The 18,128-nt window shown below is 65.4% G+C and carries 14 protein-coding genes and 1 pseudogene; 3 read left to right on the top strand and 12 right to left on the bottom strand.

Translation table 11 applies throughout. The features are described from left to right. From ABD134_RS10670 to ABD134_RS10655, 4 genes are all read right to left on the bottom strand, one after another. On the bottom strand, window positions 1–749 hold a 749-nt coding region (locus tag ABD134_RS10670; protein ID WP_344230851.1), incomplete at its 3' end, for an ABC transporter permease. A gap of 8 nt (window positions 750–757) precedes the next feature. After that, window positions 758–2,182, bottom strand: coding sequence for an amidase (locus ABD134_RS10665; protein WP_344229295.1), 1,425 nt, complete (start codon window positions 2,180–2,182; stop codon window positions 758–760). A 35-nt stretch (window positions 2,183–2,217) separates the two neighbouring features. Further along, window positions 2,218–3,828, bottom strand: coding sequence for an ABC transporter substrate-binding protein (locus ABD134_RS10660; protein WP_344229293.1), 1,611 nt, complete (start codon window positions 3,826–3,828; stop codon window positions 2,218–2,220). Window positions 3,829–3,928: 100 nt separating this feature from the next. Next, window positions 3,929–4,438, bottom strand: coding sequence for a DUF3237 family protein (locus ABD134_RS10655; protein ID WP_344229291.1), 510 nt, complete (start codon window positions 4,436–4,438; stop codon window positions 3,929–3,931). Window positions 4,439–4,557: 119 nt separating this feature from the next. Here ABD134_RS10655 and ABD134_RS10650 point away from each other — a divergent pair, with 119 nt between their 5' ends. The 3 genes and pseudogenes from ABD134_RS10650 to ABD134_RS10640 all read left to right on the top strand — a co-directional run bounded on the left by ABD134_RS10650 (window position 4,558) and on the right by ABD134_RS10640 (window position 6,878). After that, complete coding sequence (locus tag ABD134_RS10650) at window positions 4,558–5,268, top strand: TetR/AcrR family transcriptional regulator (protein WP_344229289.1); 711 nt, start codon at window positions 4,558–4,560, stop codon at window positions 5,266–5,268. A gap of 214 nt (window positions 5,269–5,482) precedes the next feature. Then, window positions 5,483–6,289, top strand: a pseudogene (locus tag ABD134_RS10645) (SNF2-related protein); the annotation flags it as partial. Between the two features lie 82 nt (window positions 6,290–6,371). Then, window positions 6,372–6,878, top strand: coding sequence for a C-terminal helicase domain-containing protein (locus ABD134_RS10640; RefSeq protein ID WP_344229287.1), 507 nt, complete (start codon window positions 6,372–6,374; stop codon window positions 6,876–6,878). A 65-nt stretch (window positions 6,879–6,943) separates the two neighbouring features. Here the strand turns inward: ABD134_RS10640 and ABD134_RS10635 are convergent, their stop codons facing one another. The 8 genes from ABD134_RS10635 to ABD134_RS10600 all read right to left on the bottom strand — a co-directional run. Next, window positions 6,944–8,164: a hypothetical protein gene (locus ABD134_RS10635; protein ID WP_344229285.1), complete on the bottom strand. Its 1,221-nt coding sequence runs from the start codon at window positions 8,162–8,164 to the stop codon at window positions 6,944–6,946. 134 nt (window positions 8,165–8,298) lie between these two features. Further along, entirely contained in the window at window positions 8,299–8,748 is a 450-nt protein-coding gene (locus ABD134_RS10630; protein ID WP_344229283.1) for a hypothetical protein, read from the bottom strand. Between the two features lie 47 nt (window positions 8,749–8,795). Next, window positions 8,796–9,476: a DUF6308 family protein gene (locus ABD134_RS10625; protein ID WP_344229281.1), complete on the bottom strand. Its 681-nt coding sequence runs from the start codon at window positions 9,474–9,476 to the stop codon at window positions 8,796–8,798. 90 nt (window positions 9,477–9,566) lie between these two features. Continuing rightward, the gene (locus ABD134_RS10620) at window positions 9,567–12,776 is read right to left on the bottom strand and encodes a DEAD/DEAH box helicase (RefSeq protein WP_344229279.1); all 3,210 of its coding nucleotides are present in this window, start codon (window positions 12,774–12,776) and stop codon (window positions 9,567–9,569) included. Then, window positions 12,773–14,680 (bottom strand): phospholipase D-like domain-containing protein, encoded by a 1,908-nt coding sequence (locus ABD134_RS10615; RefSeq protein WP_344229277.1) that lies wholly within the window; start codon window positions 14,678–14,680, stop codon window positions 12,773–12,775. The genes ABD134_RS10620 and ABD134_RS10615 overlap by 4 nt, the downstream gene beginning before the upstream one ends. Continuing rightward, window positions 14,680–15,921: a DUF6361 family protein gene (locus ABD134_RS10610; RefSeq protein ID WP_344229275.1), complete on the bottom strand. Its 1,242-nt coding sequence runs from the start codon at window positions 15,919–15,921 to the stop codon at window positions 14,680–14,682. The genes ABD134_RS10615 and ABD134_RS10610 overlap by 1 nt, the downstream gene beginning before the upstream one ends. Window positions 15,922–15,938: 17 nt before the next feature. Further along, a complete protein-coding gene (locus tag ABD134_RS10605; protein ID WP_344229274.1) occupies window positions 15,939–16,889 on the bottom strand; it encodes a DUF5655 domain-containing protein in 951 nt (316 codons plus the stop codon). 11 nt (window positions 16,890–16,900) lie between these two features. After that, a partial coding sequence (locus tag ABD134_RS10600) for a type ISP restriction/modification enzyme (RefSeq protein WP_344229272.1) occupies window positions 16,901–18,128 on the bottom strand: 1,228 nt, incomplete at its 5' end.

Here is an 18,128-nt window from a genome sequence, read left to right as displayed (position 1 = left end):
CGCATGTAGTCCTGCTCGAGCACCGTGGACGTCTCGCGTCGCACCACGCGGGCGACGGCGGCCGTCGGCCCCAGCGCCAGGGCTGCGGTCGGGAGCACCAGGGCTGAGAGCGAGTCCGCGCCGCCCGCGGGCAGCACCGGCCACATGATCGCGAACACGACGATCAGCAGCGTCCCGACGACGTATCCCGGCAGGGAGGCCAGGAAGCCGGCCACATTCGCGAACGTCACGTCCAGCCACCGGTTCCGGCCACCGCGGGTCAGGATTCCCACCGCCATGCCGACCGGGATGGAGACCAGCAGCACGACGGCGATGGCCAGCACCGCCAACTGCGCGGTGAACGGGAGCTTGGCGGCGACGATGTCCGTCACCGGCAGCCCGAACCGGAACGAGGTTCCGAGGTCCAGCTGCAGCAGGCCCCCGACGTAGTCGACGAACCGCACGCCCATCGGATCGTTCAGCCCCATCCGCTCCCGGAGCGCCTCCACCGCGGCCGGCGTGGCGTCCGTACCGGCAATGGCCACGGCCGGATCCCCCGGGATGAGCGGGACGATCATGAACGTGATGACCACGAGGATCATCAGGGACAGCAGCAGGCCGCCGGCACGCCGGAGGGCGAAGTCCAGCCAGGGACTGGACCACCGTCCCCGCCGCGGGGCGGCAGGGGACGTGCCCGAACCGCCTTCCAGGTTCTTGTTCCGGGCAGGGCCCGCGCCCACGTCCTTGAGCGCCGTCGCATTGATGGTCATGGTGGTGCCTACCTTGCGGCGACCGTGACCGCTGGCTCAGGAGCCCGGCGCTCGTCCCAGCGGAACGATCGCTCCAGCTGTGCCCCGAGCTGGATCAGCACGTCATCCTGGAACGGCGCACCTACCAGCTGGGCGCCGACGGGCATTCCGTCAGATGCCGTGTGGACCGGCAAGCTGATGGCGGGCTGACCCGTCATGTTGGCGAAGGAGGTGAAGGAGACCATTTGGATCTCGGTCTGGCGCATGCCGGACGGGTCGTTGTTGGCCTCGTCGTAGACCAATCCGACCGGTGGCGTCACGGTGGCCATGGTGGGGGTGAGCAGGACGTCGAAATCGCCACCCCACTGCGTGACGATCTGACGGGTCTCCAACTGCATCATGGCCGAGGCCTGCGCGTATTGGCCGGCGGACAGCGACCGTCCCTGCTCGTAGCGGTACCGAATGTAGGGATCCAACAGGGCCTCGTCCACCACCGGGTTCGCGGCAACCCAGGAGCTGATAATCACCTGGAACGCGTCGATGGTCTCGCGGCTGAACAGAACCGGGGAGGCGTCCACGATCTCATGGCCGGCGCCCGCCAGGGCGGTGGCCGCCTTCTGGGCCGCCTCGACGCACTCCGCATCCACCGGCATGCCGGTCGGAGCCGTCAGCATGAGTCCGATCCGAAGCCGGCTCGGTGGTTCCCCGGCCGACGAGGCATAGGAACGAGTCGGTGCGGGTGCGGAGTACCAGGCCTGAAGGTCTGGCCCGGCCATCACGTCGAGCACGGCCGCCGCATCAGTGACGGTCCGGGTGATGACACCCTCGACCGTGGAGTGTTCCCAGCCCACCACCGATTGGGGCACCCTGCCGCGGCTGGGCTTGAGCCCCACCAGTCCGGTGCACGAGGACGGAACCCGGATGGACCCACCCCCATCCGAGGCATGCGCTAGCGGGGCCATGCCGGCCGCGACCGCCGCCGAGGCCCCGCCGGATGAACCGCCGGAGGTGCGCTGCGGGTCCCAGGGATTCCGGGTGGCGCCGTACCGGGCGTTCTCCGAGACGGTCAGGGGACCGAACTCGGGGGAGTTCGTCCGGCCCATCAGCAAGAACCCGGCCTGTTGGAGCCGAGCCACGGACGGATCGGTCTGGTGCCGAGGCTCGTCGTCGAGAGCGAGCGAGTTCATGTTGTTCGGCTGCCCCGCGACGTCGGTGAGGTTCTTCACCGGGATCGGCACCCCGTGAAAGGCCGGCAGTTCGTCACCGTCCGTGACGGCCTTCTCGGCGCGCCGGGCTGCCTCGAGGACGTCCTCGTCATTGCGCCAGACGACGGCATTGATGGTGTCATTCACTGCATCGATGCGGTCGAGGTAGGCCTGGGTCACCTCGACGGGGCTGACCTGGCGGGTGCGGATCTGGTGTGCCGTCTCGACGGCTGACTGGTAGAGGTCCATGTCTGTCCTTCTGTGGTCTCGTGTCTGGTGCGTGTTCAGTCGGTGATGCGCAGATGCTGGTCATCCAGCGCGCCGCCCTTGGAGACGACGGTGAACCCCTCGCGGCTGGCCATCAGTCGCGGATCGACGGACAAGGGGATGGCGTGGGCCTGGCGGAGGATGGCATCCGACGCCTCGGTGACCGCAGCACAGGCCTCGTGCTCGTCGGTGGCGGCCCAGTAGCGTTCCATGGCCGCAGCGGCCTCCGGAGCGTCCGTGGCACCGATGTTGCCGCCACCCTCCTGGACGGACGGGCCGATCATGGAGTGGATCGGATTGGACATGGTGCCGATGAAGTTCAGATCCGCGTACAGGGTCATGTCCCAGTCGCCCGGCTTGCCGAAGACCGTGGAGACCCAGCCGCCCACGTCCAGGTTGGACAGTTCCACCGTGGCCCCTGCCGCACGCAGCTGTTCCTGGATGTAGGTGTTGCCGGAACCCTGGGGGCCGGCGATCTGCGGTCCGACCATACGGATCCGCACTCCCTCCAGGGCCGACCCTGCCGCTGCCGGGTCGAGGCCGATCACTGGGGATGCTTCCGGATCCGCGCAGGCGGTCCCCTCCGGGACGAGCACGGTGGACACCTGTCCCTGCCCGGAGGAAGTGACGTTCTCGAAGGCCGCCCGGTCCAGGGTCTGAGCCACCGCCTGGCGCTTGGCCGGATCGGTGAAGGGACTGCCCTCGCGTTCGTTGAACAAGACGTAGAAGTCGGACAAAGGCTGGTTGTCCACGGTGATCGACTCGGTGCCCTCGACGCGTGGGACGGACTGCGCGTTGATGAACCCGATGTCCAACTGTTCGGCGATCAGCTGGTTGGCCGTCGCGTTCTTGTCCGTGATGACGTTGTACTCCACCGTCGTCGCCGGTGTTCCCGGGACCTGGTCCGCATACTCCGGCCAGGCGTCATAGTCGTCGCGCAGGGTGTAGGTGTAGCGGACTCCGTGATCCGAGGAGGTCAGGGTATAGGCCCCGGATTCCGCACCCTCAACAGGGCCAGCACCGAGAGCTTCGGGGTCCTCGAGTCCGGCCGGGCAGATCACGCCCGACGCGGACATCGTGAGTCCGACGAGCATATCGGGCCACGGCTGTGCCAATTCGATGGTCAAGGTCTGGGCATCGACGGCGGTGAAGGTCGGCTCTCCCAGAGGGCCGAAGATCTGGGGAGTGGCAGCCGCCGCCGTCTCTGGTGCTGTCAGGTACTCCAGCGACGCCTTGACAATATCCGCGGTGATGGGGGTGCCGTCCGAACAGGTGGCGCCCTCTCGCAGAGTGAAGGTCGAGGTGTTCCCCTCGCTCTCCCACGCGGACGCGAGGCCGGGCGCCAGCTGGTTGTCCTCATCCTTACGGACCAGGGTGTCAAAGCTGGCCCTGGCGAGCAGGAAGTCCGGCAGGGAGAGCGACTGGGTCGGGTCGAAAGTTGCCGGCTGGTCGATGGTCGTCCTGATGGTGTCCGTTGAGGGCCCGTCGGCGGCCGTCGCGCCACCGGTTCCGGATCCCGCGGGCGCCGGGCCGTCGGCCGCGGAGCCACCTCCCGTGGTGCAGGAGGTGAGCAGGAGTGCGGCCGATGCCACGAGGGCTGCGGCGGGCAGGAGAGCTGAACGCTTCATCGGAGAGGTCCTTCCAGAGACGGGTGTAGAGCAGGGACGGTGCGGAGAAGTAATGGCAGGAATGGTGCGGGGCGGTACGTACGAGGACGGTGCGCAGGAGTTAGCAGGGGCCGGCGAGCACTTCGTAGACGTCGATGGTGGTGGCGGTGCCGTCCGACTGCGCCTGGCCGACGAACACGGAACGGGTCAACCACTGCAGGGCCGGTTCGGCGGTGCGGAACGTCGGAGTCGTCATGAAGTACCCCATCTCCCCGGGGCCGCCGGACTCTCCGGGCAGGTGGCGCAGCACACCGAGGTTGACGACGTCGACGTATGCTCCTCCATCGGTGCGGATCCCGTAGCGAGCCTCGAGGTTGTACGCCCTGTCCGCCCGAGCCAGGCACCAGTCACCTCCGCCGGGAACGATCTCCCCCGACAGTTCACCGCGCACCGGACCCCCGGTGATGGGGATGAACTCCAAGGCCTCTGCGTCCCGCTGAACGATCGGAAGGTGCGGGTCGACTTCGGCTCGGATTGAGAAGGAGTACCTCAGCGCGGGCCGGCCACGGCCGATCGTGGGGCCGTGGGCATCGGCGGCGTCCCCATCGGGTGCTGATGTGATCTGTGTCATACTCAAAGCGTGGGGCTAGTGAATCCTTAAGTCAATAGCGTTCACTACGTGACTTCCACTTGCGGCTGGGGCAACGTAAAAATAGGCAGACCAGAGCAATAGCAGGAGTCTTAGGAATCATGGCAACCATCAAAAAGAATGGGCGGTCACGCCTGGACCGCGGCACGTTGACCCGCTCCTCGATCATCGAGGCGGCCCTGCGGATCATGGACGAGTCGGGGGAATCGAAACTGACCTTCGCCCGGCTGGGCCAGCAACTCGGTTCCTCCCCCTCAGCCATGTACCGCCACTTCTCCAACAGAGACGAGATCATCGAGGCCCTGGGCGATGACCTGATCCGCATTTCTCTGGACGGCTACGCACCCAGCGCGTCCTGGGAAGATTCACTCTGGGACTTGGCGGTACGTGCCTGGCGGACCTACGAGCTCCACCCAGCCGTCGCTTCGCAGACCTACTTCCGGGTGACCCGGGGGCCGCACGAGCTCAAGGCTGTGGACGCCATCCTCCAGGCCTTGTCGGCCGCAGGCCTCTCCGAAGACGAAGCTGTCACGCACTACCACTTGTTCGCCATGACGGTCTTGGCGCAGTCCGCCGACCACGCCGCGAAGCTCGCCGCGATGAAGGCCGTAGAAGTCGATCCCACCGGCCGCTGGGAACAGGTCTACGTACCCCGGGACCCGCACGAAGCACCGTATTACTGGGCGGTGCGGGATAAGCTCAGGTCCAGGGACGACTATGCGCTCTACCGGACCCAGATCGAACTTGTGATCGAGAGCGTACGCCGAGCCGTTGCCCGCGAAGTCGGAGCCGTGGAGAGGCAGGAAAGCTAACCTTCACGCGGAAGTGGATGGGCCGCGACAACAACTGCGACCCAGCCCTCGTTCCACACGATGAAGGCATCGACCTTGACTTCAGCCGACCCACCCGCTTCTGGCCGTACGAACTCGGGTTCGACTACTCGTTGATCACGGCCTCGAGCCCAGATCAACCGAAGTACGTGCATGTCGAGAACGGACGGCCGTAGGCGGTTCTCCCCAGTTGAGCATGGGGTTTCGCGAGTCAAGGGGGCTCGTGACCTTGCTTGTGGATGGATTTGGCCGAATCTATCCCTCGAGAAATGAAGGACACGAGCCATGTCCCCGCGTACACGGGGTGTTTTTCCGCTGCTTGCCCACACCCTCGCCGAACCGGCGGTCTGCAGGGCGGCTTCCATGGTGTTCAACCTGTCCGGATACACCATCCAAGACGCAGTCGATCTGCTGTTGGGCGAGCGCCGGATCGATCAAGTCCCCCGTGGTGGTGACGAACTGGATGCGGGAGATCGAGAAGATGATCACGCTGCCAGCGCACCGCCTGCACGGAGCGAACCGGGAAGCGGCGGCGAGTGCCTGGCGGCGAGCCGGTGGTGTGGCAGTGACGACCTTCGCCACCCTGCGCAGTGCGGCCTTCGGCGATGAGGGTGCAGAGCCGGTGCCGCTGGGCTGCGTGGTGGTCGATGAGGCGCAGTACATCAAGAATCCGGAGGCGCTGCGGTCGCAGGCGGTGGTGGAGGTGATCGACCGGACCGAGCGGGCGATTCTGCTGACCGGCACACCGCTGATGAACCGGCTCGAGGAGTTCCAGGTACTCATCGGGTACCTCCGTCCGGTTCTAGTGCTCGACTCACACGCCCTGGTGCCAGCGCGGTTCCGTCAGCAGGTGGCCCCGGCGTATCTGCGGCGTAACCCGGAGGACGTGCTCACCGAGCTGCCGGAGCTGGTGGAGGTCGCGGAGGTGCTGCCGATGGGTGCCGCCGAGTTGCGGGCCTACCGAGAGGCCGTGAGCGAGGGGAACTTCATGACGATGCGGACCGCCGCGTTTGCTTCTGGGGGTGCGTCGGAGAAGATGCAGCGGCTCGTGGAGATCGTGACCGAGGCCGAGGAGAACGGTCGGCGTGTTCTCCTTCTTCCGGGACGTGCTCGATACCGTGGCGGAGGCCTTGGACGGGCCGGATTTCGGGCCGCTGACCGGTTCGGTGGCAGCGGCGCAGCGGCAGTCCATGGTAGATTCATTTTCCGCTGCGCCAGGAGGCGCGGCACTGGTAGCGGAGGTGACGGCCGGCGGGGTCGGGCTGAACATCCAGGCTGCCTCCGAGGTGGTGCTCTGCGAGCCGCAGCTGCACCCGGCGATCGAGTGGCAGGCGATCGCCCGGGCCCGGCGGATGGGGCAGCTGGAGACCGTGCAGGTGCACCGGCTGCTGTCCGAGGACGGCGTGGACCAACGGCTGACCGAGATGCTGGCGGTCAAGGCGGAGCTGTTCGAGCAGTTCGCAGCTGAGTCGGAGGTGGCCGAGGCGGCGCCGGAGGCGGTGGACGTGTCCGAGGCGGAGCTGGCGCGGGAGGTTATTGAGGTGGAGCGGGAGCGGTTGTTGGAGGGGCTCCCAGCGGATCTCACCTCATGAGAAGTAGATAACCCCAGCCGAGTCTTGGCTCAAGCCCAGAGAGTCGACTCCGGGAACTTCGTCCACTATTCGACACCACCGTTTTTCTGAGAATCCTTCACCAACGGCTCATCCGCATCCGGACTCTTAAGGTCGTCACCGGGCGAATCCGTTGAGGCCTGATGACTTTTCTTGCGGCGGACGAGCGACCCCATCTTTCCCGCTGCTCCGGCCGCACCATCTCGGAGCGCCGAGGCTGCACCTTTCACGGCCTGTCCGGCGCGTGATTCATAGGGGACTCCATCACCGTCACGATCGACTGACCGAAAGAGATCCGCCGCGTTGGACACAGCGATCCCTAAGGCGTGACCCCGATCCGTGGTTGATTGAACTGCTTCCTCATCAGCACCGCGCATCGCCGCCAGGTACTCGGCGGCATCGACATTCGGTGGAGGAATCTCGCGGAGGTGATTCATGAGACGCTTCGCTTGGGCGTTCAGCGTCACGAAGGTCAGACTGCCTGAGATCACGCCCCCCACCACCGGAACGACCTTGGTAGCCGCATTGGCGAAACTCTTCTTGGTCACCTGGATCCCGATGAGCTTCATGGTTTGCTTCATCGGCAAAAACCAGGAGGTCTTGGTCAGCGCCACGCTGGTGATCTTCTTCTGGATGGCTGGACGGGCGACTTGGGCAGCGAAGGCAGTCACTGACGTCGAGGCCCCCGCGACCCCCATCATGACTCCCAGGAAGGCGGCAAGCTTGCCCAGGGTTTCGTCATCGATGTCCTCCGTATCGCGAAGGAACGACTGCCATCCATAGATGTATGCGACCTTCTGCATAATCCGGAAGGCGTGAACATAGAACTGGGTGATGTCGGCCGGGACGGTCCCGAGCATGGCGAAGCCGCCGGGGAGCCCCGCGGCAAATGACATGCCCGTGGACTTCTTGGTTTCGAAGTCGATCGCGCTTTTGGCGATCTCATCGAGCATCACGGTGGGGATCCCGGCCGCCGCGGGATTCTCCGTGATCGCCTGATCGATGCGAGCGGTGGATTCGCCGCGCCTGTGTAGTTCCGCGCGAAGGTACTTCTCCCGATCGATGCGGACACCGCGAAGACGCAACACCTTCTTGAGGAACTCGATGGCGAATTCCTCTGCCTCTTTGTCTTGTTCTCGCACCATGCCCGGAAATTCGTCCGCCGAACCCTTTTCGGACTGTGGGGTTTCGGCGTCGAGTATCAGATCTTCATCGTCGGTGACGGTCCTTTCGGCAGGAGGTTCATTCCTCTGGAATTCCAAAGCCATGGTGCAGGCCTTTCTCTACCGTCGACTGGTAAGGACTGCGCCCGGGGCCGCAGCTCTCCTGATCATACTTTCAGGTATGGCGTTCAACGTCCGAAAATCGCCACGTGGGAAAGCGGAACCAGGATGCGCACGAATCACGTGAATACAATCGAGAGCTTCGCCTCTCGACGTAGAGATTCATTGTTCATCGCAACTACCGCATCGATTAGGTCCTGCGCGACGAAAGGGAACTCCAGCATCAGCTCCATTCCTTCCAAACCCACCACGAGCTGACGATGAGGGAAGTCAGGCCAATGGAAATCCGGCCACAAAATGTCCGGTAGGACCCTGAGGCTCAGGTGCGCCGCAAGATCGGCCGGCAGGTGCTCGGTGACATCTGCGAGTGATTCGACGCCCAAGCTCGAAACAAGGTCGTCGGGGTGGCTCATGATCGACTGGGACCAAGCAACGCTCCACTGATAGTCACAGATGACGCACCTGCCATGCCCGGAGGCGACGCTGACCTCGAAGGCATCTGGTTGGCGACAACGGGGACAGTCACCCAATGCGGTGAGCGCCTCGGAGATCTGCTCGTGTCCCAGCATAGGATGGTTTGCTGATCCGTCAGGGATTCCGGTCATTGGTTGAGCACTCAGGTGTCATCATCACCAACGCGTTCCTTTACTTCGTGGCTTTCAGGCCGGTGCATCCACAGGATGATGTCCAGGACCCTCACGAGAGATAGATGGTGCTGACCGGATTCCGCCCGGATCTTCTGCAATTCACCAATCTGGTCTTCGTGCCCGGGTTCTTTGAAGGCTTCGAACCAATCGAACCAATAATTGCGAGTGCGATTTCCCTTCCGCGCTTTGGACACCACGGAATCCAACACAGGAACCAACTGCGGTCGTTTTCTCGCCATGATCTTGCTGGTCGTGGTTGGTCCCAGTCCCCATCGGGTCCCGTGATTCTGACGAAGGAGATCCCACAACTTCTGAGTGGCGGATTCCGGTCCCAGATAGGGCTCGAATTCACTCAAGGACTCCAGGGCCACGTCCGTGGGAATTCGCGTCAGGAGTTCTTCGATCTCCTCGGCGTGTGTCCCGGTGATGCCGATCGCCGCTTGGGCAGGTACGTGCACGGACAACATTGACACGGCAATCAGATCAGAATGGGTAATCCGATTCGGCTCCACGATGTCCCCGCCTCCGGCGAAGGTCTCGAATCGCGAGCCGCTGTAGAGCGGTCGCCCGTTCTTCTGGGACGAAAAGTACCTCTGGACATAGGAAAGGGCTAAGTCCCTATTGACGTCACTCATAGCCTTGAGCGGCATGTTCTCCTCATTCCCATTCGTCTTGGTCGACGAACCTCGGCTTGTGCCCGCCACGGTAGCAAGCTCGTGGGACGCCGTAGCTGGCGGGCATCAGCTGGTTGGTGGCGGACTCAGGTCGATCCGCAGCTTCTCCGCATCCTTGCCCAGGTACCGGATCAGGTCCTCCTGCCGGGGCTGGCCCATCACGAACCGGTAAGCGCCCAGTGTGATGCGCAACTGCTCATACTGTTTGGATTCCCGGCTTAGCGGCATCGCCGGAACGTATCGCTCAATGGCGGCCCCGCCCTCCAGCGGGAACACCCAGTACGGATTGATCAACGAGTCCCCGGACGGCCGGCACGCCTCCGCTGCCGCGAACATCGACGCCCAGGGATCCGTCCCATCCGGGGTCACCGCGCTGCCGGCGTGCGCGGATGCCACGTTCTTGCGGACCGCGTGCCCCTTGTAGCGGTGCACCCGCCCCTCGCGCTGCTCAAGATCCACGGGGTTGCTCGGCAGGTTCCAGTGCACCACCGCGTGGCTGTAGGTGTGGAAGTCTAGCCCTTCCTGCCCCACCGAGGTGCTGGCCATGACGAACGGCCAGAACGGCGAGGTGTACCCCTCACGGACTGTGGCCTCGCGCTCCACGGCGGCGTCACTCGACTGCGCGCGGCCGAAGCGCGCGGCCACATGCGAGTTCAGGTGCCGCTCCTCCACGGAGATGTGCCCGCCGGCCACCCGCACGTCCTGCACGGTGTTCTGCGCGGACCGGATGGATGCGGTCGCCGCGATCCGATCGGCCAGGGTCTCGGCCCGCTCGGCCCGAGACACCGGACCCAGCCCCTCGGACTCGACCAGTGTGTGCACGAACTCGTCCAGGACGGACTGCAGGTTGCCGTCCAGGCAGTAGCGCAACACCTGGTTCCAATAGGAATCGATGTCCGCGGCATGGGCCGCACCGGCGGCCCCGCGCACGGCGGAGACGATCTCTGGCTTGTTGAATAGCGAGCGCAATCCCTTGGACGCCGTCACCGCAGCCTGACGCAGATCGGGCTCGCCCACCGAATGAGCGCCATCCTCTGCGCGGGCCACAGCGCGCAGGGCACAGACGCCCGGGCCGGCGAGCGCCATCAGGGTCAGCACGTGGGCCAGGTCCTCCGGAGGGTCCCCCAGCTCGGCCAGGTCTGGGTCCATGGCCCAACGCATGTGGTCGACCAGTCTGGATCCCTCACCGCGCTCGTCCTTGAGCCATTGGGTCAGACGGTCTTCGAGGCTCCCGTCATCGCCAAGCAACGCGTCCAGGAGATAGGGCGCCACGCCGTACCATCGGCGGCGTGAGCCTTCGGCTCCGAGCTGCGGATGAATGTCGAGCTCGGTCAGTAACCGCGTGATCTTCTCCTGCACTGCGGCGACCGTCCGGTCCCGGTCCAGCGGCAGCTCCCAGCCCTGCTCGGCGGCGATGACCAGCGGGTCGCCGAGTCGGGCGAGGGTCACGCTGGGGTAGAGCACCGTGAGGTTGGGCAGGTTGCGGGGCAGGTCCTTCTCCTGGTCCCAGCCGAAGGTCAACGGGACGGCGGATCGCCGGTCGCCGTAGCGGTGGGTGGCGTCGACGGCGGCGCCGGACTGCTCCCGCATGCGCCGCTCGGCCTCGTAGCTGACGATGGCTGCGATCGCCTTCGGGACGGCGGTCCAGGCCGAGAAGATCAGCCGCTTGGTGAAGCGCTGGACGTTCTCTGCCGCATAGACGCCGCCCGGCTGCAGGTACGGCAAGGACGGGGCCATCCAGGCCAAACGCCACGCTTCGTGGTCCATGAGGTCGTCCACGAGGACCCGCATCTTCGCGTTGACCCGTTCGATGGGCCGGTACTCCCGGATGCCCTCCCAGTCCAGCAAGGTGTTCCGGTGTTCGCGCAGCACTCCGGCCAGGCCGGCGTCGTCCTGCGCTGCCATCTCGAGGAACTGTTCCTGGAGCTGGTACCCGTGCTGGTCCATGAGGTTGGCCGCATAGGGCACGGACCGCCAGAACTCGAACGGATCCTGGCTGCCGACCCGCTGCGCGATGTCGCTCGAGGCCAGCCATGCTTCCACGTCTGCTGGTTCCAGGGTCATCGGACCCAGGGTCTTCTCGGTCAGCATGCCGTCCCGGCCCGGCGTGGCGGAGAGCCGCTCGGTGCGGGACATGACCTTGCGCAACGCGGTCTCCACTGCGGCCCGGGCGTCCTCGGCGGCCGAGTGTCCGGCCTCGGAGCGCTGGAGGATGCCCTCGCGCAGCAGACTCAACTGCCGGGTGACGGACTGTGCCGTGTATTGGCCGGTGAGGAAGGAGATGGTGTTGGTGAAGTCCCAGTAGTGGTCCTCGCCGTCGGGCTCGTCCGGGAGTGTGAACATCTTGTAGGGCGTGGCCGAGAGGACCAGGGCCTTCGTGGGTCCCCGGGAGATCACCCGTTGGGCCAGGCGCTGCGCGTTGGACTGGGGACGATCACCGTCCTGTTCCGCGAAGAGGTTCTTGAACCGCTGGAACTCGTCCAGGATGACCAGGTCCGGGGCGAGCATCTCTACGGACACGTTGGCCATGGCCATGCGGAGCCCGCCGATGACCGGCCGCCGTGACCGCCAGAGCGTGTCCGTCCGGTGCGGCGTCCTGGCCCACCGGTCCTGGTCCGCCAACAGGTCCTCGAGAAGACTCCCGCCGTGCGGACCTGCTTCGGCGCCCAGGTACGTGGCGAACCGGGCCACGAGCCCTTCGTCCAGCTTCGGGCGGCTCCCTTCCCAGCGGAGGCGGTCCCGGAACCGGTCTATCGTGACCCCGACGGCAAAGTAGCTGGTCCAAGACGCCTTACTCATCTCCTGGCGGCCCAATACATGGCGCAGCATCCAATGCAACAGGGCCCGCTCCCGGACAGCTCCGGTGGAATTCCCGAGCTCCAACGAGGTGCCCGGAGTGAAAGCGACCAGCTGTAGTCGCTGCTCGGTCGAAGATCCCATGGTGGCCGGCAGCATGGTCAGCCGGTCGGCGTTGTCCTGCAGCTCTCCCCCGGTCAGCTCGCGCAGGCGGCGCAGGTTCTGCCGGGCGATCTGCCCGTTGGAGCAGATGTAGACGATCGTGATGGGCCGGCCGGTTCCCCAGAGGTGGTCGATGGCCCGGGCCGCAATGCCCTTGGCCACCAGCGTCTTGCCCAGTCCGACCTCGTCGGCCACCAGGAAACGATCCACCGGGTCCTCGTCCAGCCAGAGCCGGTTGAAGGCGTGGTCCACCGTGGAGCGCTGGAACGGTTTCAGGTCGCGGAGGATCCCCTCGACGTCCGGCCGGGTCTCGTTCATGGCTTCCGCCCCTTCTGTACCACCCGCAGCACCACGTCCCACATCTGAAGGAACTCCGGCGGGATAACATCCTCCGCCCCGGGCATCTCCCGCAGTTCAGCCACCTGCCGCGCCACGGAGGCAAGCGCCTTCGGGTCCTGGCCGGCGGCCCGCACGAGGGGCTCGAAGAGCACCAGCGGCAGTGCGTATCCTGCCGCGCCGTCCGAGCCCGCGTCATCGAGCCGGGCGGTCGTCTCCGCCACGTTCTCCCAGGCCGAGGGCCCGGACTGCAGCGGGTCCATGCCCAGCAGCAGCGCCAGATACCGCAGGACGCTGCGGGAGTTGGAGAGGATGGCGGCCAGCACCGCACGGCGACGGCCCAGCGGGTCGCCGTGGATGCGCATCATCAACACACACCGGCGCGTCACCCGGGCCTCCCCCTCCCCCGCCGTGGTCTCGACGGCCAGGAACGGCGTCACGTTGACGGGAGCGATCTCCCAGCGTTGCCGGGCGGCCAGTTCCCGATCCTGGGCCGGCACCGTGGTGAGCCAGATTCGAGTGGCGCCGGGGGCGTCGTCGGGAATGGTCAGGCTCAGCCGAGCCTCCACCCGGTCCTCCTCCACCTCGGTGACCACGAGTTCGGGCCGCTGCCGCGCCAGGGCGCGGTGGAACTCCTCGAGCTGGTAGCTGGTGGCGATCGCTGGATCGGTGGCGCCGTCGTCGTACTGCGGCGTGTAGGGCTGGAGGATGGCACCCAGGCCGAGGGACTCGCGGCCCGCGCCGAGCACCGCGTGGACGCCGCAGGTGGCGGTGGGACCGGTGAGCACGGCGTTCATCTCCAGCCCACCGCTCCACGCCTGGCCGGTCAGGTTGGCGCTGCCGGTGACCACCATGGACTGATCCCCTGGCAGGTCGAGCACCACCGTCTTGGCGTGCAGGCCGTCCAGCCGCACCACCGTGCCGATGCCCGGATGGTCCGCCCCGTCCTGCCTATCCTGCTCCTCCGGCTGGCCGGAGGCTGACACCACGGCGGTGAACTCGTCCAGGGTGCGCACGCCGGCTTGGTCGTCCTCGCTCTCTTCCACGCCGCGGTGCAGCACCGTGGTGGACCATCCGGCGAGCCGGCGCCGGCCGAGCAGGTCCATGGCCTCCGGGCGGGAGACGAGCGTGGCCTCGGCGCTGCCGGCGCGGATCGAGTCCAGGGTCGCTGCGGACAGGAACGGGCTGATGGCCAGGACGCGCTCCGGCGTCTGGGGGAAGGGCCAGGGCCGCTCCTCCGTCAGCCCGAGCGGCAGCAGGCTGCCGCCGGTGAACGGCACGGGTGCGGCCAGGTTCACATCGCGCAGTGTGCGGGCCAGATCGGCGACGGCGGCCGCGCGCCCCTCCGGGAGCGGATCCAGCGTGAGGGAGGGCAGAGCGGCGACGACGTCGGCGGCCGGCCCTGCTGCGATGGTGCCGTGCTTGTCCTCGTCCAGGACCAGGACGGTGTCCCAGGAGTTGTCGAGGGTGAGGTTCCGGCTCGAGACTACGACGCGGTGGTGGAAGGAGCCGTCGTCGGCCGAGAACCGCACTACCGAGAGCTTGGGGTGGAAGAGGTGTTCGGCGTGCGTGGGCATGACCTCGTGGATGCTGTCCTCGAGGAAGGCGTGGATGCGGCTGTGGGTGGCCGGGACGTGGATGCCGCCGGCCTGGACGAACACTGTGGTGTGCTCCACGTGGCGCTGTACGGCGTCGAGGAGCCGGACGGGGTCGCTGGTGGCGAGGTCATCGGCGCCGTCTATGTCGCCGAGGGTGAAGGTCATCGGCGCGATCAGCATTGCCGTGAGGTTGAGCGTGTAGGTGGTGGTCACGGCCTGATCCACGCGGTACCCGGCGGGTGGGCGCAGCGCGTCGGTGAGCAGCACGGTGGTGTCCGGGTGCAGCATCAGGCGACCCCTTCGGCGTCGTAGAGGTCCTGGAGGTGGCGGCTCACGTTGCGCCACCGGTAATCGAAGCGGCCGATTCCGCTGGCGCCGGACCAGGCATCCAGGGCGTACTGGTTGCCGGGGGGCAGGCGGGCGCGGGTACCCTTCTTCTCCCGTTCGCGGTCGACGACCAGTTGGCGCAGGTCTGCACGTCCGGTGAGGTCGGCCGCCGACGATGCGGAGGCGACAGCGTCCGCCCATGTGCCGATGAAATCCCGCGTGGTGCGGGAGACCCGCCGGCCGCGTGCCGTGGCCATCAGCCAGATGGCCTCCCGGTCCTGGACGTGCAGGGGTTCCACTGACCTGGCTTCCTCGAACCAGGCGTCCATGCGGTCCCGGTAGACCTTCGTCAAGGTGGCGCCCTGGCGGTTGTGCTTGCCCGTGGCCTCGGCGAGCAGCAGATTATAGAGCAGGTTCGCGCCTTCCGCGGTCAGTGCGAACCGGTCTGCGCGGTCCACGAGGGCGCCCAGTTCCGGTGGGAGCCCCTGCCGGATGGCGGGATCCCCGACGCCGGCCGGTGCGGTGGACGAGTCCGTCCAGATCTCGGGGCGGTGGGCTGCCAGGTGGGCCAGCAGGGTGCCGGCGGCGGTGCGGGTGATGGCCTCCCGCAGGTATTGGGCATCCTCGGGGCGGAGCGCGAAGGTGGCGTTCTTCAGCAGTCCCCCGGGAGGGTCCGGCAGACGCGGGTCGAGTCCGGTGGGGGTCAGGTGGACGTGGACATCCCGGTCATCCGCGCTCGGGGCGGCCCGCAGTTCCTCGCGCCGGAGCTGTTCCCGTTCGAAGTAGCCGCGGGCGGTGAAACCGCGCTCGAAGACGCCCCACCGGCCGAGCATCCCCCAGTAGACCTCGCTGGGCAGGCGCCGCAGGGCGCGGCCGGCGTCACGGCCGAAGACCCCCTCGGCCTCTCCCCCGCGCTGCAGGGCCTCGATGAGTTGGTACTCGTACTCGCGGAAGGTGGACTGCATCCCCGCAACCGTGTCGCGGTGGCTGGCCTCCTGCAGCAGCCACGGGACGAACAGCGCGTACCGCAGCCGGGTGTGCAGGGTGGAGGTCCCGGGGAACAGGGTGTCCGAGAACGCGTCCCGGATGCCGCCGAATCCCAGGTCGTCGATGGTGGTCTCGTCCCGGAAGTGGTCGACGGCCTCCATCATGCGCCGCCGCTGCTCCGGGTCGAGGGCGAGCCAGCCGAAGGAGGAGGTCATGTCACGCTACACCTATATCAGTTCTCCTCGTAGGCCTGCGAAATCAGGCTGGCGACTTCTTCCCAGCGTGAGGCATCCGCAATCCTGAGTTCCAAGTCCCCCGTCCCGTAGTGACCGATGCCGGTCATGTCTCGGAGGAAGTCTTCCTCCTCCGAGAACTCTTTGGGATTCAGCTTCAGATGGACCAAGAGGTTGCCCGACTGTGGGTGGACCTCAACGCACGCGAAATTCTTGAGGCGACGGAAGGCGAAGTAGTTCTTGTTCACTTTCTTGATGACGTCCTCACCAAGACTGAGTGCGAAGTCCTCCACCTGCTCATATAAGCCTCTCAACGTCGGCGTTGCTTGGTGGAGCTTTTCCGTGACTGTCTTCTCCGTGCTTCGAATCACCCCCTGGCTGACGACGGGCTGAGCTACCCCCGCCGCTCCTGCCGAGGACGGGGTCGACGTGCCTGACGTCGATTTCTCGGTCGTGGTGATCAGCTCCACTGCAAGAAGGTCGTCGCCGAAATACTGGTAGCGGACTAGTTGGACGTTGCGGTCGATCTGCTTCACGGCGTGCTCGTCGTACCGTGTGAAGGAGTTGGCGACGCAAATGAGCCGGGGCTCACTCCAGTCAATGATGCTCGCTCGCTCGTAGCCCAGCTTTTGCTGGACCAACAATTGAAACTCCCCGCGATGGTCCATCAGCCAATCGAGGTAGTACAGGCCTTGATTGATGGCGTTCTCATTCTGGTGGCGCTTGTACTCGAGGATGACAGGAAGCCCATTCTCGTCAATGCCGAGTGAATCGATGCGTCCGCCGTGGACCTTCCCAGTGACGTACTCGCTTTGCAAGAACTCCACACCGAAGATGGTGCCCATGTTGTCCTCGATGAGCTTCTGCAAATTCTTCTCGAGTGCAGCGCTCGAAGCAGTCAGTGGCGCGGCTTGCCCCTCGGCGAGCCGGAATACTTTCAGGTCAGACATGTACGAACTCCTCAGTCGTCGTCGAGTCCCAATGCCGGCAAGCCATCCACGATCTTCATCGTCTCCAAGGACACTGTCACGATCCGCCCGATCAGGTCGATGATGTACCGCGGCTGTTCGTGCTCACGAGACCAGTCGTTGGGGTCATTGACGATCCCGGAGGCCTTGTCCGTCTTGATCTGGTAGCGCTCCAGAATCCAGTCCAGCCCGGAGCGTGAGCCGAGCATGTACCGCTTGGTTTCTTCAGGAATGCCTTCCAGATCAACGTAGGCGTTGTACCGGATGCGAGTCTTGTCCCAGGCTCCGGATTTGCCGCCGTACTTCATCTTCGTCACGGTGAAGCGCTCGTACTCGTCCTCGGGCGCCACCGAGGAGACGATCTCGGTCAGCGGGTATGGCTCGACCGCTTCGTACCCGATGTGCAGTTCAGACAGCTTGCGCCCGGCGTCAGCGAAGGCATCGAAGCGGTCCTGACCAGGCACCCGGGGGATGCGGGGCAACGACTTCTTCAGGTCGGCGGCATACCGTTCCCGGTACTCGGCCGAGTGCAGCAGCCCGTAGACGTAGTAGAAGATGTCGTCTTTGCTCACCTGCGGCCCGTAGGCCGCGCGGTACTCCCCCAGCGCCCAGTCGGTGATGTTGTCCACCCGGGTGATGCCCGGCGACGACCCCTGTGCCTCCGCGAACAGGTCGCTTTGGGCACCGGCTCCCTGACCAGGGCCTTCGACGTATGTGTATCGTGCAAACAATTGCCCCGGGTCCATGTAGTAACCATGATCGGCCACGGACTCAATGGAAAGAACGGAGAACGGAGTACGAGCGGTCTTCGCCACTAGATAGATTCCAGGATTTCGTTTAAGAATATCTGGAAATACTTCAGAGAGTCGACCTGGCCGATCAATCAGCTGTTTAGAGACGTAGGCATAACTCTTGTTGAAGGGTCTGTAACTGACCTCATGCAAAAGCGCATCGTTGTATTTGATGACCTCCCCTCTTCCATGTCGACCTTCAAGCCCAGTGGACCAGCTAATGCGTTTGGGATCACGATTCTCTATAGGCAAACCTAATTGGCTTGAGTATTCAGATATGGTTTTGCTCACCGATTCGGCCAGAGAGCCTCTCGAATAGTTGTATAACCAGGCATCACGATTCGTTTTCAGGCCACTCGTGATCAATGCCCAAATGGAGTGCCGCCCGTCCTTAGGACTCATGGGCGGGTAGCTTGAGAATCGGTCATCA

It is taken from the genome of Citricoccus alkalitolerans, from assembly GCF_039528175.1.
Classification (GTDB): domain Bacteria; phylum Actinomycetota; class Actinomycetes; order Actinomycetales; family Micrococcaceae; genus Citricoccus; species Citricoccus alkalitolerans.
This window is presented reverse-complemented; position numbering and strand designations above follow the sequence as displayed.

Bases quoted from the DNA above. Each gene is read 5' to 3' on its own strand.
- ABD134_RS10630 (WP_344229283.1), bottom strand. From the start codon at position 8,748: ATGCTGGGACACGAGCAGATCTCCGAGGCGCTCACCGCATTGGGTGAC.
- ABD134_RS10660 (WP_344229293.1), bottom strand. From the start codon at position 3,828: ATGAAGCGTTCAGCTCTCCTGCCCGCCGCAGCCCTCGTGGCATCGGCC.
- ABD134_RS10605 (WP_344229274.1), bottom strand. From the start codon at position 16,889: ATGTCTGACCTGAAAGTATTCCGGCTCGCCGAGGGGCAAGCCGCGCCA.
- ABD134_RS10615 (WP_344229277.1), bottom strand. From the start codon at position 14,680: ATGCTGCACCCGGACACCACCGTGCTGCTCACCGACGCGCTGCGCCCA.
- ABD134_RS10655 (WP_344229291.1), bottom strand. From the start codon at position 4,438: ATGACACAGATCACATCAGCACCCGATGGGGACGCCGCCGATGCCCAC.
- ABD134_RS10610 (WP_344229275.1), bottom strand. From the start codon at position 15,921: ATGACCTCCTCCTTCGGCTGGCTCGCCCTCGACCCGGAGCAGCGGCGG.
- ABD134_RS10650 (WP_344229289.1), top strand. From the start codon at position 4,558: ATGGCAACCATCAAAAAGAATGGGCGGTCACGCCTGGACCGCGGCACG.
- ABD134_RS10665 (WP_344229295.1), bottom strand. From the start codon at position 2,182: ATGGACCTCTACCAGTCAGCCGTCGAGACGGCACACCAGATCCGCACC.
- ABD134_RS10625 (WP_344229281.1), bottom strand. From the start codon at position 9,476: ATGCCGCTCAAGGCTATGAGTGACGTCAATAGGGACTTAGCCCTTTCC.
- ABD134_RS10635 (WP_344229285.1), bottom strand. From the start codon at position 8,164: ATGGCTTTGGAATTCCAGAGGAATGAACCTCCTGCCGAAAGGACCGTC.
- ABD134_RS10620 (WP_344229279.1), bottom strand. From the start codon at position 12,776: ATGAACGAGACCCGGCCGGACGTCGAGGGGATCCTCCGCGACCTGAAA.